This window comes from Saccharopolyspora sp. 7B, assembly GCF_020177435.1.
In the GTDB taxonomy this organism is placed as follows: Bacteria; Actinomycetota; Actinomycetes; order Mycobacteriales; family Pseudonocardiaceae; genus Saccharopolyspora_C; species Saccharopolyspora_C gregorii.
The window spans coordinates 32,725-57,782 of the sequence record NZ_JAIUKC010000011.1 but is presented as its reverse complement, the minus strand read 5'-3'; the positions used below and the strand labels follow the sequence as shown (position 1 = coordinate 57,782).

General features: G+C 72.2%; 24 protein-coding genes. 15 read left to right on the top strand and 9 right to left on the bottom strand.

Annotation, left to right across the window (positions count from 1 at the left end; translation table 11 throughout):
• Window positions 1-175 precede the first annotated feature (175 nt).
• On the bottom strand, window positions 176-370 hold the full coding sequence (locus tag LCD33_RS02205; RefSeq protein WP_224977463.1) for a DUF397 domain-containing protein: 195 nt from the start codon (window positions 368-370) through the stop codon (window positions 176-178).
• Window positions 367-1,221, bottom strand: coding sequence for a helix-turn-helix transcriptional regulator (locus LCD33_RS02200; RefSeq protein ID WP_224977462.1), 855 nt, complete (start codon window positions 1,219-1,221; stop codon window positions 367-369). The genes LCD33_RS02205 and LCD33_RS02200 overlap by 4 nt, the downstream gene beginning before the upstream one ends.
• Window positions 1,222-1,591: 370 nt before the next feature.
• On the opposite strand from LCD33_RS02200, the gene LCD33_RS29170 reads away from it, so the two are divergent.
• The 3 genes from LCD33_RS29170 to LCD33_RS02185 all read left to right on the top strand — a co-directional run bounded on the left by LCD33_RS29170 (window position 1,592) and on the right by LCD33_RS02185 (window position 2,733).
• A complete protein-coding gene (locus tag LCD33_RS29170) occupies window positions 1,592-1,975 on the top strand; it encodes a hypothetical protein (protein ID WP_304612881.1) in 384 nt (127 codons plus the stop codon).
• Window positions 1,972-2,223 (top strand): hypothetical protein, encoded by a 252-nt coding sequence (locus tag LCD33_RS02190; protein ID WP_224977466.1) that lies wholly within the window; start codon window positions 1,972-1,974, stop codon window positions 2,221-2,223. Before LCD33_RS29170 ends, LCD33_RS02190 begins: the two co-directional genes overlap by 4 nt.
• A 315-nt stretch (window positions 2,224-2,538) precedes the next feature.
• Window positions 2,539-2,733 (top strand): DUF397 domain-containing protein, encoded by a 195-nt coding sequence (locus LCD33_RS02185; RefSeq protein WP_224977461.1) that lies wholly within the window; start codon window positions 2,539-2,541, stop codon window positions 2,731-2,733.
• Between the two features lie 215 nt (window positions 2,734-2,948).
• On the opposite strand, the gene LCD33_RS02180 is transcribed toward LCD33_RS02185, so the two are convergent.
• Window positions 2,949-4,418: a sulfatase-like hydrolase/transferase gene (locus tag LCD33_RS02180; protein WP_224955794.1), complete on the bottom strand. Its 1,470-nt coding sequence runs from the start codon at window positions 4,416-4,418 to the stop codon at window positions 2,949-2,951.
• Between the two features lie 38 nt (window positions 4,419-4,456).
• Window positions 4,457-5,674, bottom strand: coding sequence for an ROK family transcriptional regulator (locus LCD33_RS02175; protein WP_224955795.1), 1,218 nt, complete (start codon window positions 5,672-5,674; stop codon window positions 4,457-4,459).
• Window positions 5,675-5,828: 154 nt separating this feature from the next.
• On the opposite strand from LCD33_RS02175, the gene LCD33_RS02170 reads away from it, so the two are divergent.
• From LCD33_RS02170 to LCD33_RS02160, 3 genes are all read left to right on the top strand, one after another.
• On the top strand, window positions 5,829-7,181 hold the full coding sequence (locus tag LCD33_RS02170; protein WP_224955796.1) for a sugar porter family MFS transporter: 1,353 nt from the start codon (window positions 5,829-5,831) through the stop codon (window positions 7,179-7,181).
• Between the two features lie 241 nt (window positions 7,182-7,422).
• Window positions 7,423-8,142 (top strand): ABC transporter ATP-binding protein, encoded by a 720-nt coding sequence (locus tag LCD33_RS02165; protein WP_224965914.1) that lies wholly within the window; start codon window positions 7,423-7,425, stop codon window positions 8,140-8,142.
• On the top strand, window positions 8,139-10,346 hold the full coding sequence (locus LCD33_RS02160; RefSeq protein ID WP_224965915.1) for an FtsX-like permease family protein: 2,208 nt from the start codon (window positions 8,139-8,141) through the stop codon (window positions 10,344-10,346). Before LCD33_RS02165 ends, LCD33_RS02160 begins: the two co-directional genes overlap by 4 nt.
• Before the next feature lie 99 nt (window positions 10,347-10,445).
• On the opposite strand, the gene LCD33_RS02155 is transcribed toward LCD33_RS02160, so the two are convergent.
• On the bottom strand, window positions 10,446-11,435 hold the full coding sequence (locus LCD33_RS02155) for a helix-turn-helix domain-containing protein (RefSeq protein ID WP_224955799.1): 990 nt from the start codon (window positions 11,433-11,435) through the stop codon (window positions 10,446-10,448).
• Between the two features lie 52 nt (window positions 11,436-11,487).
• Between LCD33_RS02155 and LCD33_RS02150 the strand changes: the two genes are divergently transcribed.
• Entirely contained in the window at window positions 11,488-11,880 is a 393-nt protein-coding gene (locus LCD33_RS02150; RefSeq protein WP_224955800.1) for a cupin domain-containing protein, read from the top strand.
• A gap of 178 nt (window positions 11,881-12,058) precedes the next feature.
• A complete protein-coding gene (locus tag LCD33_RS02145; RefSeq protein WP_224955801.1) occupies window positions 12,059-12,901 on the top strand; it encodes a metal-dependent hydrolase in 843 nt (280 codons plus the stop codon).
• A gap of 325 nt (window positions 12,902-13,226) precedes the next feature.
• Here the strand turns inward: LCD33_RS02145 and LCD33_RS02140 are convergent, their stop codons facing one another.
• Window positions 13,227-13,433, bottom strand: a complete 207-nt coding sequence (locus LCD33_RS02140) for a hypothetical protein (RefSeq protein WP_224955802.1) — start codon at window positions 13,431-13,433, stop codon at window positions 13,227-13,229.
• A 172-nt stretch (window positions 13,434-13,605) separates the two neighbouring features.
• Between LCD33_RS02140 and LCD33_RS02135 the strand changes: the two genes are divergently transcribed.
• Entirely contained in the window at window positions 13,606-14,310 is a 705-nt protein-coding gene (locus LCD33_RS02135) for an NUDIX domain-containing protein (RefSeq protein WP_224955803.1), read from the top strand.
• On the opposite strand, the gene LCD33_RS02130 is transcribed toward LCD33_RS02135, so the two are convergent.
• Window positions 14,250-14,438, bottom strand: coding sequence for a hypothetical protein (locus LCD33_RS02130; RefSeq protein WP_224955804.1), 189 nt, complete (start codon window positions 14,436-14,438; stop codon window positions 14,250-14,252). The two genes, LCD33_RS02135 and LCD33_RS02130, sit on opposite strands and share 61 nt — an antisense overlap.
• A 102-nt stretch (window positions 14,439-14,540) precedes the next feature.
• Window positions 14,541-15,254: an NUDIX domain-containing protein gene (locus tag LCD33_RS02125; protein WP_224955805.1), complete on the bottom strand. Its 714-nt coding sequence runs from the start codon at window positions 15,252-15,254 to the stop codon at window positions 14,541-14,543.
• Between the two features lie 287 nt (window positions 15,255-15,541).
• On the opposite strand from LCD33_RS02125, the gene LCD33_RS02120 reads away from it, so the two are divergent.
• The 5 genes from LCD33_RS02120 to LCD33_RS02100 all read left to right on the top strand — a co-directional run bounded on the left by LCD33_RS02120 (window position 15,542) and on the right by LCD33_RS02100 (window position 23,082).
• Window positions 15,542-16,435 (top strand): 5'-methylthioadenosine/S-adenosylhomocysteine nucleosidase, encoded by an 894-nt coding sequence (locus LCD33_RS02120; protein ID WP_224955806.1) that lies wholly within the window; start codon window positions 15,542-15,544, stop codon window positions 16,433-16,435.
• A gap of 83 nt (window positions 16,436-16,518) precedes the next feature.
• Entirely contained in the window at window positions 16,519-18,579 is a 2,061-nt protein-coding gene (locus LCD33_RS02115) for a hypothetical protein (RefSeq protein WP_224955807.1), read from the top strand.
• A gap of 261 nt (window positions 18,580-18,840) precedes the next feature.
• The gene (locus tag LCD33_RS02110) at window positions 18,841-19,920 is read left to right on the top strand and encodes an AMP-binding protein (protein ID WP_224955808.1); all 1,080 of its coding nucleotides are present in this window, start codon (window positions 18,841-18,843) and stop codon (window positions 19,918-19,920) included.
• Entirely contained in the window at window positions 19,920-22,268 is a 2,349-nt protein-coding gene (locus LCD33_RS02105; RefSeq protein ID WP_224965917.1) for an aldehyde dehydrogenase family protein, read from the top strand. Before LCD33_RS02110 ends, LCD33_RS02105 begins: the two co-directional genes overlap by 1 nt.
• Before the next feature lie 166 nt (window positions 22,269-22,434).
• On the top strand, window positions 22,435-23,082 hold the full coding sequence (locus LCD33_RS02100; protein WP_224955895.1) for a TetR/AcrR family transcriptional regulator: 648 nt from the start codon (window positions 22,435-22,437) through the stop codon (window positions 23,080-23,082).
• A 24-nt stretch (window positions 23,083-23,106) separates the two neighbouring features.
• Here LCD33_RS02100 and LCD33_RS02095 read toward each other — a convergent pair whose 3' ends face one another.
• Window positions 23,107-23,409, bottom strand: a complete 303-nt coding sequence (locus LCD33_RS02095) for a putative quinol monooxygenase (RefSeq protein ID WP_224955810.1) — start codon at window positions 23,407-23,409, stop codon at window positions 23,107-23,109.
• A 157-nt stretch (window positions 23,410-23,566) separates the two neighbouring features.
• On the opposite strand from LCD33_RS02095, the gene LCD33_RS02090 reads away from it, so the two are divergent.
• A complete protein-coding gene (locus LCD33_RS02090) occupies window positions 23,567-25,009 on the top strand; it encodes an aromatic amino acid ammonia-lyase (RefSeq protein ID WP_224955811.1) in 1,443 nt (480 codons plus the stop codon).
• Window positions 25,010-25,058: the final 49 nt, after the last annotated feature.

Sequence of the window (25,058 nt, the reverse complement as noted above, 5' to 3'; positions counted from 1 at the left end):
CTCGGCAGTTCACGGATCGCCCTATCGAGCATCTCCAGTGTCTCACGTTGACCGAGTGCAGCGATCCGCAGTCGCTCGGCAACCAGCTGGAGAAGACTTCGACGGTACGTTGTCGTCATTAGTGCATGAGAAACCCCGGAGAACTCACGTCCTCCGGGGTTTCTCCGCGTTGCTGCTAGCTGTCGTACCGACCAGATTTGATCGCTGACAAGAATGCGCGCATCGCGCTTGGCGTGGTTTCCAGTACCGGGGAAGAGCTCCCGAGCTTGCTGTCCCTCACTAGAACACTACTGGGCACCGCAGCGACTTCCACGCAGTTGTTCATCTGGCCGCTGCGGCTCGATTTGCGCCACTTGGGTGGTGTGTTCATGGTCCCGCTCCTTCGCCGTACGCCTCCGCGATGCTACTGAGCAGCTTCTTGGACTCCCGGAGCGGGAGCGCCTGCTTCTGGAGCGCGCTGAAGAGCCGCGACAGCTCGGCGACGTCGCGGAGATCATCGATGACATGACCGCCGAGCGGGGTGTCGCTGAACGCGACGTCACCGTGGGCTGGGTCGGCGAAGCGGAGGACCGTGATCGGTCCTGAAGATGCCACGTGTGCACCGGAGTCGAGGGGCAGTAGCTGGAGCTTGACATTCGGTCGGCCCGCAGCGCTGAGTAGTTGGTCGAGCTGTTCCTTCATCACCTCGCGGGAGCCCACCGTCCGACGCAAGGCTTCCTCTGCGATCACGGTGTGAAGCGTCAACCCTCCGCCAGGTTGCAGCCGTTCTTGCCGCTTGAGTCGCACGTCGATCCCGCGCTGCAGCTCGTCTTCACTCAAAATTAGCCGGCCGACCTCGTGGACCGCCCGCGCGTACTCGGCAGTCTGGAGCAAGCCGGGGATGACGCCGAGCTCGAAGTGGAACGCCTCGCTCGCTTCGGCCTCGAACCCGACGAACGGTTCGAGATAGCCAGGAAGCTTGTAGCTCTGCCACCACCCGCGCTGGTGGCTATCACGTCGGAGCTGCTGGAGCTGATCAGCCATCTCTTCGGAGGCGCCGTAGAGCTTGAGGAGCGCCGCGAGGTCCTGCGCAGAGACCCGCGAGTGGGCTCGCTCCCAGTGGCCGACGGTTGATCGTGAGCGTTCTACGTGCTTTGCGGCCTCGTCGAGAGACAGGCCTGCTGCGTCGCGAAGCTCACGAAGTTTCCGACCGAGATGAACCTGTCGCGCGGTACCTGCCATGACCCCACCTTTGCACGTCACCTTGCGCCGAGAAGCCACCCGTCCGGGCGTATCGACAATCTTACCTGGCAGCCGTTAGCGTCTAACCATCACCAGTTCACGGTTAGACGTTACATCGATGTCGATCGACGATGACGGAGGGTGAGCATCGGATGGTTGCAGCGCAGCAGGCACGCGTACGCGTTGAGACGGAACCGGTTCGGTCCTTGGCGGGTGTGGTGTGCGAGTCGCGCCGGTTGGCGTGGGGTCCTGAGTCAGGGGGTGGTCGGTGATGCGGGTGTGGGCTGCTTCGTGGGGTCCGGTCGATACGCGGTGGCACGTGGTGACGCGTCGGGGTGGTGGGGCGTTGCCGTCGGCGTGTGGTGCGTGGGTGTACGGGCCGGTGTTCACGCGTCGGGCGGTGTGTCCGGATGGTGTGGCGGATCGCGAGATCTGCCCGGTGTGCGCGCTGTGGGTGGGTGTGGCGGTGCCGCGTCCGATGGGCTTGTTCACGTGGGGTGAATCGGTGGTCGATTCATCTGTCGCGGATGTCGCGGGGATCGTGGCGTCGGGGGTGTTGCCGGAGCCGTGGCGGGCCGGTGAGGCCTTCGAGGATGGGGACGTGGTGGTGTGGCCGACGGTTGATCCGGATGCACCGGCCCCGGCTCCGATCTCGGTGAACTCGGTCGAGGTGCCGGCGTGGAAGCGGGGCCGGGGTCGGCATCGGTTGCGGGAGCGGCCGGGGTGCCGGGGTACTCGGCAGGCGGCGGCGTGACTGCGCTGGAGCCGGAGCCGGGGCGGCATTACTGGCGTCCGGCGAGTGACGGAATCAGGCACGCGTTCCGGGGGAGGCGCTACAACGGTCAAGCCGAGGACAGGTCGGTGTGCGACGTGTCGGTGGCGCTGGAGCAGGAGATTTCGGAACAGGGCTGGTGCATGGCCCCGACGTGCGGAACGTGCAACGGGATTTTGATTTCGGAGCGTGCGCCGGTGGGAGGCGCGGACATCGACGATGACGAATAGCTCGTCCCCAGAAAGCGTCTCCTGATCCATGCGGGGAGAACTGTGAGCCGTGTGGATGCAGGGGCCTCCTGTCCGCAGCGACCCGAAAACCCCGATTCGGGGTGCGCGCGAGGGAGGAAGCCGGGGGTGTTCCGCGGCCCGAGCAGGAACGCCCCCGGCATGTCGTCGGTTCGTGATCGCGAACCGAGTTCCAGGAAAGATGACGAGACGAGGAGTGCGTGATGCGCGGGGCGTCGGTCGATCCGGTTGTAGGGCCGGATCAGCCGATGAGTTCGGTATCAACGAGGGACGTTGCACTGAACCGGAAGGAGCATCATGAGCACCGAGCCTCGCGGCTGGCGCAAGTCCAGCAGGTCGGCTCAGCAGACCGATTGCGTCGAGGTCGGTCGGGTAGTGGACGGCGCCGCGGTTCGTGACACCAAGGATCGTGCAGCAGGTCATTTAACTGCTACCGGTGCCCAGTGGTCGGCTTTCGTCGGCGCTGTGAAGGCCGGTCGCTTCGACGGCTGACCCGTTCCGCGGCGGGGGCCCCCCCGGGGGGGGCCCCCGGGGGGCCCCCCGGGGGCGGGGGGGGGCCAACGAGGGGCGGGGGGGGGGTTAAGTAGATCGCGCCCGCGGGGGAAGCAGCGGGGGGGGGGGCCCCGGCGGGCCGCTCGCGGCCCCCCCGCGGCCCGGCCCCCCCCCGGGGGGGCCCCCCCGCCGGCCCCCCCGCTCCGTTCCGGGTGTCAGAACGAGCTGAGCGTCGGGTCGTAATCGGTCTCGCCGACCGGGTACATGCTCGTCATCCAGTGGTAGAAGTTGTCGCCGCGCTCGCGCAGCAGCTCGTAGAGGCGGCGCAGCATGGCGTTGCGGACCTCGCGGACCTCGGGCTGCTCGTAGCGGTTGTGCAGCTCGTCCGGATCCAGCTCCAGGTCGTAGAGCTCGTTGTGCGATTCCGGGTTCACCACCAGCTTGTAACGGGCGCCGCGCAACATCCGCTGCGGGTACGGGAAGTGGTGGCCGTGGTACTCGGCGACCAGGTCCGGCGCCCACTCCGGGTGCTCGCCGCGCACCAGCGGCAGCAGGCTGCGGCTGTCCACCGCGGGGGACGGGTCCTCCCCGGCGAGCTCCAGGATCGTGGCGGTGAAGTCGGTGAGGCTGACGAACTCGTCCCGCACCTGCGGCCGCTCGCCGGGCACCGACACGATGCCGGGGATGCGGTAGATGTCGTCGTACATCGCCGGTCCCTTGTCGTGCAGCCGGTGCGCGCCGGTGAACTCGCCGTGGTCCGCGGTGAACATGATCGAGGTGCGGTCGGCCAGGCCGAGTTCGTCGAGCGCGCGGCGCAACCGGCCGACCTGCTCGTCGATCAGCGTCACGTAACCGCGGTAGACGGCGATGAGCTTGCGGCTCTCCTCCGGCGACATGGTGTCGAACGCCCAGTGCGCGCTGTAGTTGCGCTGCACCGGGGGCTTGCCCTCGAAGGTCTCCAGCACCGAGCGCGGCAGCTCGATCTCCTCCGGGTCGTACATGTCGTAGTAGGAATCCGGCAGCAGGTACGGCAGGTGCGGGCCGAAGTAGTGCGTCGCCAAGAAGAACGGTGTGTCCGAAGTGGACTCGTCGGCGGCGAACCGGTGCAGCATCTCGATGGTGCGGGTCGTCAGGTAGTGCTCGAAGGTCGCCTCCACCGGCTGCTGCAACCGGGCCGCCAGCAGGTTGCCGGGGTTCCCGTTCGGCGCCGTCCCGCGCACCTCGTCCCGGATCGAGTACGGCGGCAGGCCGTGCTCCTCCAGGTACGCCAGGTAATCCGGGTGGTCGACGGGGTTGTGCCAGCCCGGCAGGTCCGGGCCTTGGAACCCGTAGTCGGCGGCGTTGCGCCGCACCCCGCCGTGCCACTTGCCGAGCAGCCCCAGGTTGTAGCCGCGCTCGGCGAGCCGCTCGGCGAAGGTGAACTGGTCCGGCGCCAGGTCCTCCAGGTAGCCGACGTTGCGCTCGTAGTTCGCCAGCAGCTTGTGCCGGAACGGGGCGTACCCGGTGAGCAGGCTCGCGCGGGCGGGCGTGCAGATCGCGGTGGGGGTGAAGCAGTTGTCGAAGCGGGTGCCGCCCGCGGCGAGCGCGTCCAGGTTCGGGGTGCGCACGGCGTCCGGGTCGCCGTAGCAGCCCAGCGTGTCGATCCGGTGCTGGTCGGTCATCAGGAAGAGCATGTTGCGCGGCACGGAGATCTCCTCGGCGGGAAGCGTCGGGCGGGGTCGGGTCAGCGGCCGGATTCGGCGTCCGGCGCGGCGGCCTGCTCGGGGTGCCGCGGCAGCGGATAGCGGGCCAGCAGCGGAGATTCGTGCAGCGCGAGCGCCAGTCCGCCCAGCGCCCCGCCCCACGGCGCGGTGCCCGCGGTGCCGAACTCGACGCCGCAGCGCAGCGACCGCATCGCGCGCCGGGCGAACGACTCGCGCAGCGGGCGCAGGAACGGCTCGCCCAGTTCGGCGAGTTCGCCGCCGAGCACCACCCGGCCCGCGTTGACCGCCGTGCACATCGCCGCCAGCGCCGTCCCGGCGTGCTCCCCGGCCGCGCGGACCGCCTCGGCCTCGGCGCCGTCGCGGGCCAGCGCGTCCCGCACAACCGCCCAGCGGCGGTGCCCGGTCGCGCGCAGCACCGCGGGTACCGAGGCGTAGCGCTCCAGGCAGCCGTGTCCGCCGCACCAGCACTTCGGCCCGGTGTCGTCGACGCACAGGTGCCCGAGTTCGGCGGCGACCCCGCCGGTGCCGCGGACCAGCTGCCCGCCGATGATCAGGCCGCCGCCGGTGCCGTGCGAGAAGTGCGCGTAGAGCAGGTCGGAGGCCCCGGCCGCGGCGCCCCAGGTGGCTTCGGCGAGCGCGGTGAGCCGGGTGTTGTTGTCCACGCCCACCGGTACCCCGAACGCGCGGGCCAGGCGGTCGGCGATCAGCTCCCGCCCGCGGAGCCGGTCCGGTTCGTCCAGCCCGGCGGCGGGCGCGAGCACCAGCTCGCCGGGCCCGGTGGAGCCGACGCCGATCCCGGCGAGCGTGCCCAGCGTGATCCCGTGGTGCTCGGCGGCCTCCCGCACGGCGCGCTCGGCCAGCGCCAGCCGGTCCGCGGCGCCGCGCGCCGAGCCGTAGGACAGGTCGGCGCGGGCCTGCACGCGGTGCGCGGCGTCGGCCAGCACCAGCCGGATCCGGTTGCGCCCCAGTTCGAGACCGAGGTACTGGCCCGCGCCCGGGTTGAGCGTGAGCCCGCGGGTGGGGCGGCCCCGGCGGTGCGACGGCGGGAGTTCGGTCTCCACGACGACCCCGCGCCGGATCAGGTCGCCGAGGATCGCCGACAGCGTCGTGCGGGACAGCCCGCTGCGCTCGGCGACCGCGGCCCGGCTCAGCTCGCCGTGCCTGCGTAGGCAACCGAGCACGCGTTCGGCGTTGCCCTGGCGCAGCCGGTGCAGCGCGGTCGGGGCGGGGTCGGTCATGGCCGCAGCGTAACCCGCCGATCGTCCGTCCATGAACGGGCTTCGTCAAAAATCGGTCCACATTCTGACCGAGCATTGACGCAAATGGGGTCCGGTGCCACTCTCCATCGCACTGATCGGCCCGGAACACCGTGATGCCACTGGAGAACCGCACATGTCCCAATCCCGTTCGCCGAGCTCCTCCGCCGCGGCGCGCTCGGTGTTCTTCTTCGGTTCTTTCGGCGGCATCCTCGCCGGGTACGACCAGGGCATCGCGGCCGGTTCGCTGCTGTTCATCTCGCCCGCGCTGGGGCTCACCCCGTGGACGAAGGGGCTGGTGGTGAGTTCGCTGATGCTCGGCGCGATCTTCGGCAGCCTGGTGGCGGGCTCGCTGGCGGAACGCTGGGGGCGGCGGCCGATCCTGCAGCTGGGCGCGGCCGTGTTCGGGCTGTCCGCGATCGGCATGGCGCTCGCCCCGTCGGTGGCGGTGCTCGTCGCGGCCCGGGTGCTCGGCGGGCTCGCCGTCGGCATCGCCTCGGTGGTGGTGCCCACCTACCTGTCCGAGCTGGCGCCGACCCGCAACCGCGGCGGCATCGCCACCCTCAACCAGCTGATGATCGCCATCGGGATCTTCGTCGCCTACGTGACGAGCTTGGCGCTGTCGCCGTGGGGCGCGTGGCGGTGGATGCTGGGCATCGCGCTGGTGCCGTCGTTGCTGCTGCTGTTCGGGGTGTCCCGCTCGCCGGAGACGCCGCGCTGGCTCGTCGCCCACGGCCGGACGGAGGAGGCGCGGCGGGTGCTGCGCGCGCAGCTCGGCGAGGACGAGGCGGCGGCGGTGCTCGCCGACATCCGCCGCACCAGGGACGCCGAACCGGAGCAGGACCGGGCCCGCTGGCGCGAACTGCTCACCCCCGCGCTGCGCAGGCCGCTGCTGGTGGCCGTCGGACTGGCGCTGCTGCAGCAGTTCATCGGGATCAACACCATCGTCTACTACGCGCCGACGATCCTGCGCGCCGCCGGTTTCGGCGACAGCGCCGCGCTGCTCAACAGCGTCGGGCTCGGCGCGCTGTCCATCATCACCACGCTGATCACGGCGCGGGTGGTGGACGCGGTGGGGCGCAAGAAGCTGCTCATGATCGGCGGCACCGCGATGCTGCTGAGCATGTCGGTGCTCGCGGTGCTGTTCGGCGGGGACCTGCTCGCCGGGACGGCCGGGGCGACCGGGGCCGTGCTGTGCCTGGCGGTGTTCAAGGTGGCGTTCTCGCTGAGCTGGGGGCCGCTGATGTGGGTGCTGCTGCCGGAGCAGTTCCCGCTGCGGGTGCGCACCCTCGGCGTCGGCGTCGGGTCGTTCGTGAACTGGACGGGGAACCTGCTGGTGTCCCAGTTCTTCCCGGTGCTGCTCGTGTTCGGCGCGGGCGCGGTGTTCGGCATCTTCGCCGGTTTCGCCGTGCTGGCGCTGGTGTTCACGTTCTTCTGCGTGCGGGAGACCTCGCGACGCAGCCTCGAAGACCTCGAACTGGCGGGGTAGCGCGGGGAACCCGTGCCCGGAGCCGGAAAGCGCGTCCCGGGCACGACCGGCGTTCTCGCGGGCGCCGCCGGGACCGGTCGGCGAGAACCCGGCCGCAACGGCATGCCTGGCCTGTCGGACCGAGAGCTCCGGCCGATCAGCCGACCTCGCACGGCCTGTCGGATGAGGCGGCTTCCCCTCGCGCGCTGCGAACGTTCCTCCCGGGCGCCGCACGGCGCATCGGGACCGAGGGGAACGACACATGCAGCAGGGGCACATGCCGGCGGGCGGGACGGTGCTGGCGGGCCGCGGCCTGGCCAAGCAGTACGGCGAGCACTGGGCGCTGGGCGGGGCGGACATCGAGGTGCGGGCCGGTGAGGTGCTGGCGATCGTGGGCCCGTCCGGCTCCGGCAAGACCACGATGCTGCACGTGCTCGCCGGGATCCTGCGCCCGGACCGGGGGGAGGTCGTCTTCGGCGGGCGCCGCGTCGACCAGCTCTCCGAGACCAGGCGCAGCGAGCTGCGGCGGCACGAGTTCGGCTTCGTGTTCCAGCAGGGCATGCTCGTCGGCGAGCTGACCGCCGAGGAGAACGTGGCGCTGCCGCTGCTGCTCGGCGGCACCGACCGGCGCCGGGCCATCGGCACCGCCCGCGAATGGCTGGCCGAGCTGGGCCTGAGCGGTATGGAGGCACGACTGCCCGGCCAGCTCTCCGGTGGCCAGGCGCAGCGGGTGGCGATCGCGCGGGCGATGGCGCACGAACCGAAGGTGATCTTCGCGGACGAGCCGACCGGCGCACTGGACACCCGCACCGGCGAGGCGACGATGCGCGCGCTCGCCGACAGCGCGACCCGTTCCGGTGCCGCCGTCGTCGTGGTCACCCACGACCGCGAACTGGCCGCCCGGTGCAGCCGGGTGGTGGAGATCCGCGACGGCCTCATCGCGCACGACGTCGCGGCGCGCGGCGGGGCGGAGGCGCGGTGAACCCCCTGCAGCTGGCCGTGCGGGTGCTGCGGCACGACTCCCGCACCCGCACCTCGGCGATCCTGACCGCCGCCGGCGTGATGGTGGCGACCGCGCTGGTGCTGATCCTCACCGCGCTGCCGCACGCCGCGCAGGCGCGCACCGACCGCTCCTCCTGGCAGGAGGGCCACCAGGGCGTCTCCGAGACGGGCGGGGTGGAACTGGCCTCCCAGGACTACGTGCGCGGCGAGATGATCAGCCGGCTGGACGTCTCCGGCGCCGCCGGCGGCGGGAAGGCCCCGGAATTCCCGGCTCCCGGCGAGGCTCTGCTGTCCCCGGCGCTCGCCGAGAAGGCGGCCGCGCTGCCGGACGGCGAACTGGCCGACCGCTTCCCGCAGCGCATCGCGGGCACGATCGACCCGCGGCTGCTGCGCTACCCGGAACAGCTCGTCGCCGTCGTCGGGCACCCGCGTGGCGCACTGGACGAGGCCGCCGCCGTCGCGAACCCGTACTCCTCGGTGACGATCCAGGCGGAATCCGAGGACCTGCTGCTGCAACCGATGGCGTTGTTCGGCCTGTTCGTACTGGCGGCTCCCAGCCTCGTGCTGGTCGCCTCGGCCTCGCGGCTGACCGCGGCGCGCCGGGAACGCAGGATGGCGTCGTTGCGGATGGCGGGTGCGACCCCGTCCCAAGTGGTCTCGACGGTGGCCGCGGAGACCGGGCTCGCCGCGGTGGTCGGCACCGCGGCGGGAGTGCTGCTGACCTGGCCGCTGCGGTGCCTCATCGCGATGATCCCCTGGGGGAACGGCACCTGGTTCGTCGACGACATCACCCCGTCGATCTGGGCGGTCCTGGGCGTGGCGATCGGCGTTCCGGCGCTCGTGGTGGCCTCGTCCGTGCTGGGTGCCGGCCGGGTCGTGCGCGCGCCGCTGAGCGCGGCCACCGAGCAGCAGCGCGGCAGGCCCAAGGCGTGGCGGCTGCTGATCATCGCGGTGGTCGCGGCGCTGTTCGTGCTCGGCATGGTGAAGTACGACGACGGTGCGGGATTCCTGGTCCTCGTGCTGCCGATCGCCGCGGTGGCGTGGTCGTTCTCCCTGGTCGGACCGTGGATCACCGCCACCACCGGCCGGCTGTTCGCCCGGGTGTGGCGCGGTCCTTCGGTGCTGCTGGCGGGCAGGCGGCTGGTCAGCGACCCGAAGAGCGCCTACCGGTCGTCGTCCGGCATGGTGCTCGCGGTGTTCATCGGATCGATGGCGCTGACGGCGTTGCCCGCGATGACCGGCGGGCCGAATTCGATGGGCAGCTGGGACGAGCGGGGCGTGCTCGTCGCGGACGTGCCCAGCAGCCGCGCACCCGAACTGCGCCAACGCCTCGCCGACGAACTGGCGGCGCGGGGCGTGCGGGCCACCGTCGCCGGCTACGAGCAGGTCCTGATCGGCGGGGCCGGCGACTCGTCCGCCTTCGGCCTGGTCATCGACTGCCGCGCTGCTCGGGAGGTGACTCCCTTCCGGCCCTCGTGCGAGGGGCCGCCCGCCGTCCACGTGCCGGACGGGCAGCCGACCTCGGAACTCACCGTCACCCCGAGCACGGGTGGCGCCGACCGGCCCTCCGCCACGCCGGTGCCGCCCGGAACTCCGGTCGTCTCCGAGCCGGACCTGGACACCGTGCTCGTCGACCCGCGCGCGATGCCCGCGGTGGAAGGCTCGGAGCAGACCACGTTGTCCGTGCTCCCGCCCACCGGGGCGGACCGGATCAAGGTGCGCACCGCCATGGCGCGCACGATCCCCGGTGCGGACATCGAGTCGATCGAGTCGCGCAGCGTCGCCGGGGACGTCCAGACCGGGGACCTGCACCGGATCACCGTGATCGGGTTGTCGATCGCGTCGGTGCTCGCGGCGGGCAGCGCGGCGATCACCGCCGCGGGGTCGGTCATCGATCGGCGCCGCACGCTGGGGGCGCTGATCGCCGCCGGTACGCAGAGCCGGGTGCTGGTCCGCGCCCTGCACGTCGAGGCGGCGCTCCCGGCGCTGGTCGCGGCGGGGATCGCGACCGCGGGAGGCACCGGCGTCAGCCTCGGATTGCTGAACGTGCTGGACCAGAGCACCACGCTGACGCCGGCGATCCTGGCGCCGATCGTGCTCGGCCTGCTGGTCGCGGCGCTGGCGGCGTCGGCCAGCGGGCTGATGCTGCGCAAGATCAGCGCGGAGCCGCTGGCCGACGAGTAGCGGTGCACGGCGGCGGGCGCCCGGTGCGTCCGCCGCCGCGTCATCCCTCGTCAGAACATTGCTCGGCGCCGCATTCCCCGGCGCTGAGCGCACTTCGCGTCATCCTCGCTCCGGCACCGGCTCCGGAGGTGTCGCGCCGAAGCGGCGGCGGTAGGCCGACGGGGTGAGGCCGGTGTGCTCGCGGAAGCGGGCGCGGAGGTTGGCGGAGGTGCCGAACCCGCTGGCCGCGGCGACCCGGTCCAGGCCGAGTTCGCCGCGTTCGACGAGGCGGCGGGCCAGCGCGATCCGCTCGGTGGTGAGCCAGGCGAGCGGGGTCGTGCCGAGCTCGGCGCGGAACCGCCGGTGCAGCGTCGCCGGACTCGTCGCGAGCCGCGCGGCCAGGTCCGCCACGGTCAGCGGCCGGTCCAGGCGCGCGCGGGCCCAGTCCAGCGCGGGCGCCAGCGAGGTGTCCGCGGCGTCCGGCACCGGCCGCTCCACGAACTGCCGCTGACCGCCGTCGCGGTGGCCGGTGAACACCAGCCGCCTGCTCACCGCGTTCGCGACCTCGGCGCCGTGGTCCCGGTTGATCAGGTGCAGCCCCAGGTCCAGCGCCGCCGCGCTGCCCGCCGCGGTGAGCACCGCGCCGTCGTCGACGTAGAGCACGTCCGGTTCCAGGCGCACCGCGGGGAAGCGGCGGGTGAACTCCGCGGCCCAGCGCCAGTGCGTGGTGGCCCGCCGGCCGTCCAGCACGCCCGCCTCGGCCAGGGTGAACGCCCCGGTGCAGAAGCTCACCAACCGCGCACCGCGCCGGGCCGCCCGGGCGACCAGGTCCAGCACCTCGGGATCGGCGGGCACCTCCGGGTCGGGCCGGTTGGGCACGATCAGCGTGTCCGCCGCGTCCGCGACCTCGGGCCCGGCGACGTCGGAGAGCGTGAACATGCCCAGGTGCATCCGCACCCGCGGCCGCACCGCGCACACCGCGAAGTCGTACCAGCGACGGTCCAGTTCGGGGCGGCGCAGGCCGAACAGCTCCGTGGCCACGCCCATCTCGAACGGATTCGAGCCTTCGTCGACCAGCACCACGACCCGGTGCGAGGATCCTTGCGACATGTGCGATTCCTAGCACTCGTGGTGCGGTCGGGTCGAGCCGAGGATGGCGGTCATGACCACGAACCCGATCGACCTCGCGACCGCGCTGGACGGCTTCGACGCCGCGTGGAGCCCGCGGATCATCGCCTACCTCAACGACTACGACGTCCGGCTCGCCCGGTTCCACGGCGAGCACGTGTGGCACGTGCACCTGGAGACCGACGAGTTCTTCCTGGTGCTGGACGGGGAGATCGCCATCGCGCTGCGCGAGGAAGCCGGCGAGCGGACGGTGACCTTGCCGCGCGGCTCGGTGTTCGTGGTGCCGCGCGGGACGTTCCACAAGCCGTCGTCGGCGCGCGGTGCGGCGGTGCTGCTGGTGGAGCCCACCGGAACCGTCTCGGTCGGGGACGAGCACGACGAGGTGCCCGCGCACGTGGACGTCACCACCGGGCACCCGGTGCGGTAACCCGCGTCCGCTCGGGTGATGTCGACCGGTCCCGGCACCACCGTTTCCAAGATCATGTTCAATGTCCGTTGGGCCGCAACGGAAATCGGCGGTCCGGTGATCCGGCGCTGCGCCGTCCGGCCGAGCGCCGCGTTCGTCCGTTCGGCCGCGGCGCCTCGACCGAGGGAGCGGACGGGGCATGGAAGCGGGCGGCCACGCGTGCACGGGAGCGTTGGCGGGGGCGGTGTCGAGCAGCACGGTGGGCGCGCTCACCGGCGCGGACCTCGGAGTCGCGGGCACCGCGCTGGGGGCGCTGCTGGGCGCGGGTGCGGCGCTGCTGCCCGACCTGGACGCCGACGGCGCCACCGCCTACCGCAGCGGTGGGCGGGTGACGGCGCTGGTGGGCGAGTTCTTCCAGCTCCTGGCGCGCACCACCTACGGCCGGACGCGACTCCCGCACGACCCGCCCGGCGACGGGGAGCACCGCGGTCTCGTGCACACCCCCGTCTTCGCGGCGGGGCTGGGACTGCTGGTCGCGTTGGGCGCGCTGCTGACGCCGTGGGTGACGGGCGTCGCGATGGTCCTGGTGCTGGCGCCCGGGATCAGCGCCCTGTCCCGGTCCGGGCCGAAGTGGGTGCGCCGCAGGCTGTGCACCGACCAGGACGCGGTGGCGCTGATCGCCGCGGTCGCGATCAGCTGGTCGCTGGCGTCGGCGGGTGCGATGGCCGAACTCGGCTGGTTCGCCGGGCTGTCCATCACGATGGGGATGCTGGTGCACTCGGTGGGGGATTCGGCGACGCGCAGCGGGATCTGCTGGACGTTCCCGATCCGCCGCCGCTGCGCCAAGTGCAGCCGCAAGCGGGCCGCGCGGTGCTCGGGGGCCCGCTGGCGGCGCGGTCACGTGCTGCCGAAGTCGATGCGCTGGAGCGTCGGATCGAAGCAGGGCAAGCGGATCGAGCGCACCATCGAGCTGGTCTGCCTGGTCCTGGTCGCGGTGCTGCTGGTGCCGGACGCGGCCGAGTTCGCCCGCACCCTCGGCTGAGCCTCGCGGTTCCCGTTGCGGTGGATTCGGCTACCACCGGACGTTCGCGGACGGCTGGGCGACCGGGATGGCTGGGCGACCGGGATGGCTGGGCGTCCGGGGTCGGCTGGCGTCCGGGGGCGGCTGGGCGTCCGGGGATGGCTGGGCGTCCGGGGATGGCTGGGCGTCCGGGGATGGCTGGGCGTTCGCGGATGGCTGGGTGTCCGGGGGACGCGGCCCCGGCGCGCACTCCCGCCGGTGCGCGGCCGGGACCGCTCGCCGACGGCGGAACCCCCGTTCCCCCTCAGCCGCCGGCGGCTTCATCCCGCTGCGATCGCGGGTCGTCTCACAGCATTCGGGCCGCGAGCCAGACGGTGATCACGCCGGTGAGCGCCAGGACCGGCGCGCTCATCGAGGACGGGTCCGACCAGCAGCTCTCGATCACGGCAGCGGAGATCGTGGCCGCCCACACGAGCGGACCAGACCGGGTCCGCCTGCGGCGGCGCCTGCCGACCGGCAGCGGAGCCGTTCGGTGCGCGGAAGTCGTGGCCATCATGGAAGAACCTCCTGTCGAACGCCGTAAACTGCTCGCTGATGCCTCATGGGTAGTCCCACGTTCCCGCCCGCTCTACGTCAGAAGTCACGTTCGGCGGATTTCCCAGGCCGACCGGCTGAGCCGGTGCGGTCCGGGGCCCGGGACTCCGGACGCCGCGTAGGGTCCGGTCATGGCTCGTGTTCCTCGCCCGCGGCGGACGGTCTCGGTGACCGCGGATCTGGTGATCTTGACCATCCGCTCCGGCCGGTCGTGCGTGTTGCTGGTGGAACGTGCGGGGGAGCCGTTCGCGGGACGGCTCGCGCTGCCGGGCGGATTCCTGCGCGGCGACGAGAGCCTGGAGCAGACGGCGTCCCGGGAGTTGCGGGAGGAGACCGGGCTGGTCGCGGAATCCCTGCCGCTGGAGCAGATCGGCACCTATTCGGCGCCGGACCGGGATCCGCGCGACCCCCGCGTGATCACCTGTGCGTTCCTGGCGATCGCCCCTGATCTGCCGCTGCCGGAGGCGGGATCGGACGCCCGGGCGGCGAGCTGGGTGCCCGTGTCGGAGGCCCGGTCGGCGGAGCTCGCGTTCGACCACTCGCGGATCCTGCGCGACGCGGTCGACGTGGCCCGGCAGAAGCTCCGGTTCACCACGGTGGCCACCGCGTTCTGCGACGCGGAGTTCACCATCGGCGAGCTGCGCGAGGTCTACGAGGCGGTGTGGGAGGTCGAGCTGGACCGCCCCAACTTCCACCGCAAGGTCACCGATGCGGAGGGGTTCGTCGTGCCGACGGGGGAGCGGCGGGCCGCGTCGAACGGGCGCCCGGCGGCGCTCTACCGGCCGGGTCCCGCGGAAGAACTGGTGCCGCCCATGATGCCGCCGCGCAGGAGTTGATCGCCGCCGTCCGCCGCGGCGGAGTGGTCCGGCGAGTGGACGATGAGCGTGCCGCTGAGCAGCGCGCCGCTGAGGAAGGCGATGACGACGGCGTGCACCGCGAGCCGGAACGAGCAGTGGATCTGCATCTCGAACCCCTTGTTGTCAAAGTGACTATAAGTGCGTCGGTGATGACGTTAGGGCTGTTCCGCAGTTGATGTCAATGCGACAACAAGGGGACGGGTGGGGCGTCAGTCCTCGCGCCCGGGTCGCAGCATCGCCGGGTGCAGCAGCGAAGCGCCGCCGGAGCGGTACAGCGCGGCCGGACGTCCGCCATCCCGGGTGGTGCGTTCCCCGGTGGGGACGAGGAAATCCGGTACGCCGGTGAGCTTGCGGTGGAAGTTCCGGGCGTCCAGGCGGGTGTCCCACACGATCTCGTAGATCCGCCGCAGGTCGGTCATGGTGAACTCGGAGGAGCAGAACGACGCCGCGAGCGTGGTGTACTCCAGCTTGCCGCGAGCCCGCTCCACCGCGTCGGCGATGATCCGTGCGTGGTCGAAGGCGACTCGCGTCTCGCCCGCCAGCACGTCGCGCGCCGGCGTCCAGGTGGCGGCGCGCGCATCGCCGCCCGCGGTGGGCTCGGGCAGGTCGGCGACGAATGCCAGGTAGCACACGGTGATCACCCGCCGCCGCGGGTCGCGGTCCGGCGTGCCGTAGGTGCGGAGCTGCTCCAGGTGCAGGCCCTGCGGGTGCAGGCCGGTCTCCTCGGTGAGCTCCCGCGCCGCGGCGTCATCGACGTCCTCGGTGTCGTCGAACAGGAATCCGCCGGGTAGTGCGAGCATTCCGCGGTACGGGTCCTCGCCCCGCTCCACGAGCATGATCCGCAGCGCGCCGTCGCGGACGGTCAGGATCGCGAGGTCGACGGCCAGCGCGACTTCGGGGATCGTCCAATCGTCGTCGGACACGGTGGGCACCCCCGGTCATGATCGGTCGGCTCGGACGTCTGTCCACTAGGTACACCGTACTCGTGCTGGTAGCGGCGCCGCCGATGCGCAACAGTTATCGTCATGTTGACTATAAGACTCCGGATGGGCTAGCGTCCCTCGCGCCGCGGCACCAGCACATCGCCGCGGATCCCGCTTCCCGGCCCCGGAAACGCATTCGCGACCACCGCCCCGGGAAGCGCTCTCCGCTGAGCACCTGAGCGCCAGAGCACGACCAGCAACCCTGATCGAAGCGATGGAGCAACACGATGATCGTCATCTTGACGGCGTTGGACGTCGAGTACACCGCGGTCCGCGCACACCTCACCGGTCGCTCGAAGCATTGGAGCGGCAAGGGAACCCTGTTCGAAGTGGGAGAGCTGACCTCCCGGCCCGGCCGGGAGGTGGCGATCGCCAAACTGGGCCAGGGCACGATCAACGCAGGCGTGCTCACCGAACGCGCCATCGACGAGTTCCGCCCGGACGCGCTGCTGTTCGTCGGCGTCGCCGGGGCGCTCCGCGACTGGCTGAACCTCGGCGACGTGGTGGTCGCCAACCGGGTCTACGGCTACCACGGCGGAAAGAGCGAAGACGGAGGGTTCCGCACCCGACCCCGGGCTTGGGACATCCCGCACCGCATCGAGCAGGCCGTGCACCAGGTGTCCCTGTCCGACGACTGGTGCGCCGGGCTCACCGCCGACGGCGGCGTCCCCGCCGTCCACAGCGCCCCGATCGCCGCAGGTGACGTGGTGCTGAATTCGCGGACCTCCGAGTACGCGGAACGGCTCCGCGAGACCTACAACGACGCGATCGCCGTGGAGATGGAGGGTGCCGGATTCGCCCTCGCCGGGCACATCAACGACAACGCGCAACTCGCGGTCGTGCGCGCCATCAGCGATCGCGCCGACGGGAAGAAGGAGTCCGTCGACGGCGAAGGTTGGCAGGCCACCGCTGCCCGCAACGCGGCCGCCTACGCCGCAGCGCTCTGCGCGGCGCTGGAGGAGCGGGGTGGGCGACGGCGTGGCAGGCGCCCCGGCCCGGATTCGGGGCCTCCGCCGCTAGGCGGCCCGGTCGTGCAGGGCAACGCCCAGGTGGGAGAAGTGGCGACCTTCAGCACCGGTTCGCGCACCATCAACATGGGTGGCCGCGGGGGGAACTCGTGAACGTTCCTCCCTGGGTCGATCTGAGCTCCGAATGGCCAAGCGTCCACGTTGGAGGTGAAGCGGAAGTCGGTCAAGCCGTCGGCGTGCACATCGGCGAAACGGCGATCCACCGCGACGGGACGTACCACATCAACCGCGGCGATCCGCCGGAGCGCAAGGAAGAAGTGGCGCTCCACCACCTGGAAGGAGGTACTCCGCGCCCAGCGGAGAAACTGCTCCGCGAGATTCTCGAAGCAGGGCACGGGAACACGCGCCGCTCCTACCTCTACGCGCTCGCGCTGTTCAGCGAACGCGCGCTCACCGAAGTCGACGCTGCCGTACTGGATGAGTTCGACGTGGCCCGGAAAGTGGCGGAACGATGTCCGCGGGACGAGTGGCGCGACGCACTGGACGTGGTGGACGAGCTCTTCCGCCGGGCATGGGAGCAGAATCCGCACGGCCCGGCCGAATCGGTGGGCTTCGCGCCGGTGGACACCGGTTACGACGCGTTGCCCGCGATCATACGGGGCCAGATCACCAGGCACCTGAAGTTGATCCTCGACGGTGTCACGGCGACCCGCCTCGCATCGGCGGAGACCGACCGAGTCCTGGGCGAGCGGATGGCCCCGGACCGCAAGGGGAGGGCGTGGAAGTTCTTCGAACCCGACCCGGCACGACCACGCGCGTTCGTTCCGGCCCGTACCGTGGTCGGTACTCCGGTGTGGACGCGGTCGGGACTCGGAGTCCTCAGCGGGCTGCTCGGCCTGTACACCTCGTTCGCGTACTGGGAAAGCCTCGCCATGTGGTGCGGTCTGGCTCTGGTGGTCGGCGGTGGGCTCCTCGCCTGTCGTCACGAGTTCACCCGCCGAGTGTTGGATAAGGAGCGGCAACGCGCCGAGCGGGAGCACGACGATCAGGTTCCGGACGAGGCCCCGCCTTCCCCCGGGCATTGGGTGCGGACCGATTTCGTCGCGGCCGTCCACGAACGCGTCGCAGCGGGCTTCCGAGCCGTCCGCCCGCACATCGCGGGACAGTGGAAGGCGCAGACCCGCGGTGTCCGCCGCACTCTGACCATCCGCCTCGCGGCGCTGTACGGAAACGCCGGTGTGGAACCGGAATCGCTGGACTGGCTGATCCGCTGGCACGGCTATCGATGCGCTGAGCGTTGGCGGGCCGGCGCGCTCTTCGGGCATCGCACGGAACTGCTTCCCACCCGGCGCACCGTCCTGCTCTTGCGATCGGGCATCGCGCTCGCGGCCACCGGCGCGGTGGTGATGATGACATCGGGAGCGGTGCTGCCCGCGCTGCTGCTCGTCGGCAGCGGATACCTCGGGCTCGTGCACGGTGTCGAACTGGCCGCCGCTCGCCGGGACGACCTGCGCAGGACCGCGGCTGATGCTGCGTTGCACGACGAAGAGCTGAAGGCCTTCGCGGAGTGGACCTCGATGCTCGCGGACCGTCCGTCAGACGAGGAGATGGGGCGATGGCTGAACCTGGACAAGCGTTACCTGATCACGGCGGCGACCCGGCACGGCAGGTTGGCCGGAAATGATCTCATGGATCAGTTCGTGACCTTGGAGAAGGCGCCGCGAGCGCGCCAGGCGCTCGTTCCGGGCGGGCCGCCGCGCTACTCCGAATACGTGGTCAAGGTCTTCCTGCTCACGCACAACGGGGTTCGAGTCGTCGAGTCCGAGCTGAACTTCCTCAACGGGGCACGCAGGAACGAGCAGCGCTCGTCGTTCCGCTACGAAGCACTGGCCTCCGCCGGCATCACCGAGGTGGGGGTGCGCGTCGCCAACGACAGGTACGCGCTGCGGAACGAGAACAGGCCCGATTCGTTGGAGATCGTGCGGTTGCGCAGCCGGACTCTGCGACTGGTGCTGTTCAACGGACCGGACATCACGGTCATCACGAACAAGTTCGACCGCCTCCGCGATGTGACCAGCGAGGAGGAAGCCCATCTGCGAGACCGCGAGCTCGACGCGGCCGGGATCCCCACCGCGCTGCGCACGCTGGAAGCGGTGGCGTCCGAAGGGGGACGCTGGATGCAGCGGGAGCACGAGCGCAGGCGGCGGTTGCGTCGTGATCGGCCTGCGCGGGAAGGCCGGGTGCTGGATACCGTCGCTGCTGATCGTTCCGGGCGGACCACGGGTTCGCCGCGCTGACGGGCTTTCGCCGGTGCGCGGCCCGTCGGGATCGGCCGCGCACCGCGGTCTGTGATGGCTGGCACGGTTGGTTCCGGTGGTGCGGAGCATGTGATCTGCTGGAGCCGCGCTCGAAGGAGCCGCACCGTCGGAAGGCCGTCGCCGTCCCTCCGCGCTCGTGCTGCGGGAGTCCGGTCGCGATCGCACCACCGCCCGTGCCCGCGCCGCTCGCCGCGGGAAACCACCGGGCCGACGCCTGTGATCACCGGATTCGGAGAAGCCGTGCACTGGAACTGGAACGACACCGCGGAGTTCGACGAGGAAGCATTCCTGTCGGCCGCGATGGACTGGCACTTCTCCCCGGAGACCGGTTCGCCGTTCTGGCTGGACCGGGCGGATTCGCTCGGGTTCGACCCGCGGCGCGACGTGCGCGGGCACGCCGACCTGGCCCGCTTCCCGAACGTGGTGAACGAGCTCCGCGGCGTCCCGATCCGAGACCTGGTGCCGCGGGGCTACGGCGACCGGCCCGACGTGCTCGGCGCGTTCGACAGCGGTGGCACCACCGGTGTGCCGAAGCGGGTCGTGCTGCTGCGGGACTGGCTGGAGCACTCGCTGGCGTGGAAGTCGGCGCGGATGGACGAACTCGGCTTCCCGCGCGACGCGCACTGGCTGACGGTGGCGCCCAGCGGCCCGCACATCTTCGGCAGGTTGATGGCGGAACTGCCCGGCATGCGGGGCGGTGTCGCGTTCACCGTGGACCTCGACCCGCGGTGGGTGCGCCGCAGCATCGCCGAAGGCCGCCCGGACGAAGCCGACCGCTACGCCGAGCACGTCGTGGACCAGGTGGAAGCGGTGCTGGACACCCAGGAGATCGGGGTGCTGGTGGCCACCCCGCCGCTGCTGGAGCGCATCGCCGAGCGCGACCGGCTCACCGAGGTGATCAACGACCGGGTGCGCACCATCATGTGGGGCGGTGCGCACCTGGACCCGGACACCCGGCACCTGCTGCGGCACGAGGTGTTCCCGGACGTGGCGCTGCGCGGCCAGTACGGCAGCACCACGATCCTCGGCGGCAGCATGGAACGGCCGGGCTGCGACGGCAGGTCCTGCACCTTCGACTCGTTCTCGCCGCACACCACGTTCACCGTCGTCGACCCGGACACCGGTGCGGAGGTGGCGGAAGGCGAGCGCGGGCAGGTCGTGATGCACCACGTCAGCAGGTCCATGCTGCTGCCGAACAACCTCGAACGCGACGTCGCCACCCGCGTCGCCGCGCCCGCCGGAGCGCTCGGATCCTCGGTCGCGGACGTCGCGCCCGTGGCGACCTTCGAGAACGCCGCCGTGATCGAAGGGGTGTACTGATGGGACCCCGGCAGCTCGACGCGCTCGGCACCACCGGCGCGTTCCGCGCCACCCGCCGCCAGCAGGTCACCGCCGTCGACGGCGCGGTGCTCGCCGAGCTGAGCCTGGTGCCCCGGCTGCACGTCAAGCGCAACGTCGCCGCGCTGCGCCGGGCCGAGCCGCTGTCCGCGCCGCGGCGTCGACGCGCGCTCGCCGACGCGGCCCGGGCCTTCCTCGGCACCGTGGACGGGATCGCGCTGCCCGAGCACGAACGCGCGGTGTGCCGGGCGTCCGGCGTCGCGCTGCCCGTGGTGCGGGCCGCGTCGCTCGCCCTCGCCCGCAGCGCCGAAGCGGCCGCCGACTCGGTGGACCGGGCCCGCCCGACCGGTTCCGCCGCGCACTGGCTGGACCGAGCCGGATCGGGGGCGGTGTGGGCGCGTCGCGGTGACGTGCTCGCCGTGCACGCGCCCGGCAACCACCCGGGCACGCACACCGAGTGGATCGAGGCGCTCGCGCTCGGGTACCGGATCGCGGTGCGCCCCTCCGTGCGGGAGCCGTTCACCCCGCACCGGCTGGTCACCGCGCTGCGGCACGCCGGTTTCGGGCCCGACCAGGTGGTGCTGCTGCCGACGGACCACGGCGTCGCCGACGACCTGGTGGCCGCCGCCGACCTCGCTCTCGTCTACGGCGGTGACCAGGCGGTGCGCCGCTACGGGAACCGCTCCGACGTGCTGGTGCAGGGTCCCGGCCGGTCCAAGGTGCTGCTCGCCGACGGGCGGCCCGCCGAGCACCTCGACGTGCTCGTCGACTCGATCACCGGTCACGGCGGGACGGCCTGCGTCAACGCCACCGCCGTGTTCGTCGACGGCGACGCCGAGGACCTGGCCCGGCGGCTCGCCGCGGAGCTCGACGCGATCCCGGTGCTGTCCGCCGACCACGACGAGGCGGTGCTGCCCGCGCACACCCCCGAACGCGCCCGCGAACTCGAAGCGCACCTGCGGTCCAAGCTCGACGGCGGCGCCCGGCTGATCACCGCGGGCGACCTGGTGCGCGAGCAACCCGACGGTTCCGCGGTGCTGCGCCCCGCCGTCGTGCTGCTCGACGCCCCCGACGCGCCGCAGGCCGGGGTGGAGCTGCCGTTCCCCTGCGCCTGGGTGGCGCCGTGGACGCCGGACGACGGCACCGGACCGCTGCGCGACACCCTGGTGCTCACCGCCGTCACCGGCGACGACGGGCTGCTCACCCGGCTCGTCGACGAGCCGAGCATCAGCAACGTGCACGTCGGCGACCACGCCACCCACCTGATGGCGCCGGGACTCCCGCACGACGGGCACCTCGCCGAATTCCTGATGCGCAGCAAGACGGTGCTGCGCACCGGGACCGAGGACGCCGACCCGCACACCAGGCTGCTCGGGCTGCTGTCCGGGCACTGGGCGGCGCGCGCCGTGCACGTCGCCGCCGAGCTCGGCATCGCCGACCGGGTGCGGGAGCGGCCGCTGACCGGCGCGGAGGTCGCCGCCGGTGCCGGCACCGATCCCGGCGCGACCGAACGGCTGCTGCGCCACCTCGCGCACCTCGGCCTGTTCCGCGACACCGGGGGCGGTGCGTTCACCACGACCGGGACCGGCGCGCTGCTGCGCGACGACGACCCGTTCCGGGATCTGGTCCGGCTCTACGGCGCCGAGTTCTACCAGGCGTGGAACGAGCTGGAGTCCGCGGTGCGCACCGGGGGGACCGCCTTCGGCCACCACTTCGGCATCGAGCACTTCGACCACTTCGCCCGGCACCACGGCACCGCGCGGACGTTCGACCGCGCCATGCGCGCCGTGACCCGGCTGGTCGGGGAGGCGTTGCCCGCGGTGGCGGAGTTCCCGGCGACGGGCACCGCGATCGACGTCGGCGGCGGTGACGGCACCCTGCTGCGGCACGTCCTCGCGGCGAACCCCGGCCTGCGCGGCGTGCTGTTCGACCGCGACCACGTCGCGGGTCGCCTCGACGACGACTGCGGCGGCCGGTTGACGGCCGCGGCGGGCGACTTCTTCCGGCAGGTGCCCGCGGGCGGCGACGTCTACCTGCTGTCCCGGGTCCTGCACGACTGGAACGACGCGGACTGCGTGCGGCTGCTGCGGACCTGCCGGGACGCCTGCGAACCCGGTGCGCGGCTGCTCGTCGTGGAACGGCTGCTGCCGGACGGCCCGGGCCGGGAATCGTTGGCCGCGGCCTGGGACGTGCAGATGCTGGCGATCACCGGCGGTCGCGAACGGCACCGCGACGAGTACGAGAAGCTGCTCAGCGGCGCCGGGTTCGCCGTCGAATCGGCGCGGCGGCTGCCGGTGGACCTGTCGCTGCTCGCCGCCCGGGCCGTGTGAGGCCGAAACCGGGCGATCTGGTCGGATGTGACGTGGCTCCGAGATCGGGGCGAGCTCGGTTCAGTCGGTTGACTCAACCGGGTAATGGTTGTTGACTGGCGGTGCGCGAGAAGCCCGTGCGCAGCGGGAACTCCGCGCCGGACGGGTGGAATGGGTGGTGGTGCAGATGGCGGGCCAAGCGGCGCGCAGCGAGCGGGTCGGGGCGACCCGGGAAGCGATCCTGGACACGGCGGAGCGGTTGTTCGCCGAGAACGGGGTGTTCGCGGTGTCCAACCGGCAGGTCAGCGAAGCCGCCGGTCAGGGCAACAACACCGCCGTCGGGTACCACTTCGGCACCAAGACCGACCTGGTGCGGGCCATCGTGCGCAGGCACGCCGAACCGATCGACCTGATCCGGGTGCGGATGCTCGCCGAGATCAGCCCGGACGCGGGCGTCCGGGACTGGGTCGAGTGCCTGGTGCGCCCCAGCATCGAGCACCTCGCCTCGCTGGGCGTGCCGACCTGGTTCGCCCGGTTCGGCGCGCAGGTCATGACCGATCCGTCGCTGCGCCCGGTGATGGTGGAGGAATCGCTCAGCGAGCCCTCGCTGCACCGGATCATCGACGGGCTGCGCCGGTGCCTGCCCGCGCTGCCGGACGAGGTGCGCGCCGAACGCAACGACATGGCGCGGCAGCTCATGGTGCACATGCCCGCCGAACGGGAGCGGGCGCTCGCCGATTCCGCCACCACGCCGCGCTCCAGCTGGGACGACGCCGCCACCGGGCTCGTCGACGCCATCACCGGGCTGTGGCTGGCCCCGGTGACCGCCCGCTGAGCGGACCCGCCCACCGGGCGGTGATCAAGATTCGTGCACCAGGCGTTCGGTGACGGTGACCTGGCGGGAGTCCGGCACCAGGTGCTCGGCCGCGGCCTCGGTCCAGGCGGCGAAGTGCGGGCTCGCCCGGTGCGCCTCCAGCGCCTCCCGGTCCCGGTACACCTCGTACAGGAAGAAGTGGTGGTCGTCCGCGGTGTCGACGACCACGTCGAAGCTCACGCAGCCCGGCTCGTTCGCCGCGGACGCCTCGGCGTCGGCGGTGATGGCGGCCAGGAAACCGTCCCGGTGGCCGGGCTTGACCTGCAGGGACACGACGAGGGCGAGCACTCGGTCCTCCTGTTCGCGGACGGTCGGCGACCCGGCGGCCGCCGACCGGCGACGATAACCCCGGCCGTGGCCGCCCGGCCCGCGGAGTGCGGATGATCTCACCGGCGCCGCGTCCCGCCGCGCCCATACTGGACCGGCCGATCGAGAGGAGACGAGAGTGATCCGGGTGGACGGCCGCACGCTGCGGTGCGCCGACGTCGCCGACGTCGCGCGGACCGCGGGACCGCCGGCGATCGACCTGTCCACGGCGGCGTTGCGGGTGGCCGAGCACTCGTGGCGGCTCGCCGACGAGCTCAGCACCGAACGCGTCGTGTACGGCCGGACCACCGGCGTCGGCGCCAACAAGGACGACGTGGTCGGCGACCGCGACTCCGCCGAGCACGGGCTCCGGCTGCTGCGCAGCCACGCGGGCGGCAGCGGCGAACCCATGTCCGCCGAGCACACCCGCGGCACGCTGTTGATCCGCCTCAATCAGCTCGTCGCGGGCCGCGCGGGCGTCAGCCCCGACCTGATCACCGCGCTCGCCCAGGCGGTCCGCACCGGGGCGCTGCCGCTGGTGCACCGGCTCGGCGCCATCGGCACCGGCGACCTCGCACCGCTCGCCGAGATCGCGCTCGCCCTCGCCGGAGAACGCCCCTGGCTGTCCGGGCGGGTCGAGCCGGTGGAGATCGCGGCGGGCGACGCGCTCGCGTTCATGAGCAGCAACGCCGCCACCCTCGCCGAAGCGACTCTCGCCACCCTCGACCTGGAGCGGCTCACCCGCGCCAGCCACGTCGTCGCCGCGCTCACCTACGTCGCCCTCGACGGCAACCCGGAGGCGTACGCGACGCCGGTGCACGAAGCCCGCCCGCACGCCGGGCAGGTCGGTTGCGCCGCCCAGATGCGGCGGCTGCTCGGGCTGGACAGCACCCCGAAACCGGGCAGGCGCATCCAGGACCCGTTCGGGCTGCGCGCCTACCCGCAGGTGCAGGGCGCCGCCGTGGACGCGGTGCACTACCTGCGGGACGTGCTCGCCATCGAGATCAACGCGGGCACCGAGAACCCGATGATCTCGGTGGTGCACCGCGACGCCTACCACCACGCGCACTTCCACACCGCCTACGTCGCCTCCGCGCTCGACTGGGTGCGGGCGACGGTGCACCAGGTGGCGGAGCTCTCCGCCGCGCGCCTCGGCGACCTGGTCGAGCCGGAGTTCACCGGGCTGCGCCCGTTCCTCGCCGCCGGCCCCACCGGCAGCTCCGGGGTGATGATCCTCGAATACGTGGCGCACGACGCGCTCGCGGAACTGCGCCACGCCGCGCTGCCCGCCACCCTCGGCACCGCCGTCGTCTCCCGCGGGCTCGAAGACCACGCCAGCTTCTCCACCCAGGCCGCGCGCGCCACCACCGCTGCCGCCGCCGCGTACCGGCGGCTGCTGGCCTGCGAGCTCGTCGCCGCGGTGCGGGCGCTGCGGATGCGCGAGGCCGACCTGGTGGACGTGCCGGCGCGGGACGCGTTCCGGCTCGCCGCCGACACCCTCGACCCGCGGGTGGAGGACCGGCCGCTCACCGAGGACATCAGCAAGGCCGGGGACCTCCTCGACGAGCTCGTCCGCATCTGACGGACCAGGCCGAGGGGGATCCGGCCACGCCGCGCCGGAACCCGAGCCA

Bases quoted from the DNA above. Each gene is read 5' to 3' on its own strand.
- LCD33_RS02150 (WP_224955800.1), top strand. From the start codon at position 11,488: ATGACCACGAACCCGATCGACCTCGCGACCGCGCTGGACGGCTTCGAC.
- LCD33_RS02140 (WP_224955802.1), bottom strand. From the start codon at position 13,433: ATGGCCACGACTTCCGCGCACCGAACGGCTCCGCTGCCGGTCGGCAGG.
- LCD33_RS02185 (WP_224977461.1), top strand. From the start codon at position 2,539: ATGAGCACCGAGCCTCGCGGCTGGCGCAAGTCCAGCAGGTCGGCTCAG.
- LCD33_RS02165 (WP_224965914.1), top strand. From the start codon at position 7,423: ATGCAGCAGGGGCACATGCCGGCGGGCGGGACGGTGCTGGCGGGCCGC.
- LCD33_RS02155 (WP_224955799.1), bottom strand. From the start codon at position 11,435: ATGTCGCAAGGATCCTCGCACCGGGTCGTGGTGCTGGTCGACGAAGGC.
- LCD33_RS02200 (WP_224977462.1), bottom strand. From the start codon at position 1,221: ATGGCAGGTACCGCGCGACAGGTTCATCTCGGTCGGAAACTTCGTGAG.
- LCD33_RS02135 (WP_224955803.1), top strand. From the start codon at position 13,606: ATGGCTCGTGTTCCTCGCCCGCGGCGGACGGTCTCGGTGACCGCGGAT.
- LCD33_RS02120 (WP_224955806.1), top strand. From the start codon at position 15,542: ATGATCGTCATCTTGACGGCGTTGGACGTCGAGTACACCGCGGTCCGC.
- LCD33_RS02175 (WP_224955795.1), bottom strand. From the start codon at position 5,674: ATGACCGACCCCGCCCCGACCGCGCTGCACCGGCTGCGCCAGGGCAAC.
- LCD33_RS02205 (WP_224977463.1), bottom strand. From the start codon at position 370: ATGAACACACCACCCAAGTGGCGCAAATCGAGCCGCAGCGGCCAGATG.
- LCD33_RS02145 (WP_224955801.1), top strand. From the start codon at position 12,059: ATGGAAGCGGGCGGCCACGCGTGCACGGGAGCGTTGGCGGGGGCGGTG.
- LCD33_RS02100 (WP_224955895.1), top strand. From the start codon at position 22,435: ATGGCGGGCCAAGCGGCGCGCAGCGAGCGGGTCGGGGCGACCCGGGAA.
- LCD33_RS02130 (WP_224955804.1), bottom strand. From the start codon at position 14,438: ATGCAGATCCACTGCTCGTTCCGGCTCGCGGTGCACGCCGTCGTCATC.
- LCD33_RS02105 (WP_224965917.1), top strand. From the start codon at position 19,920: ATGGGACCCCGGCAGCTCGACGCGCTCGGCACCACCGGCGCGTTCCGC.
- LCD33_RS02170 (WP_224955796.1), top strand. From the start codon at position 5,829: ATGTCCCAATCCCGTTCGCCGAGCTCCTCCGCCGCGGCGCGCTCGGTG.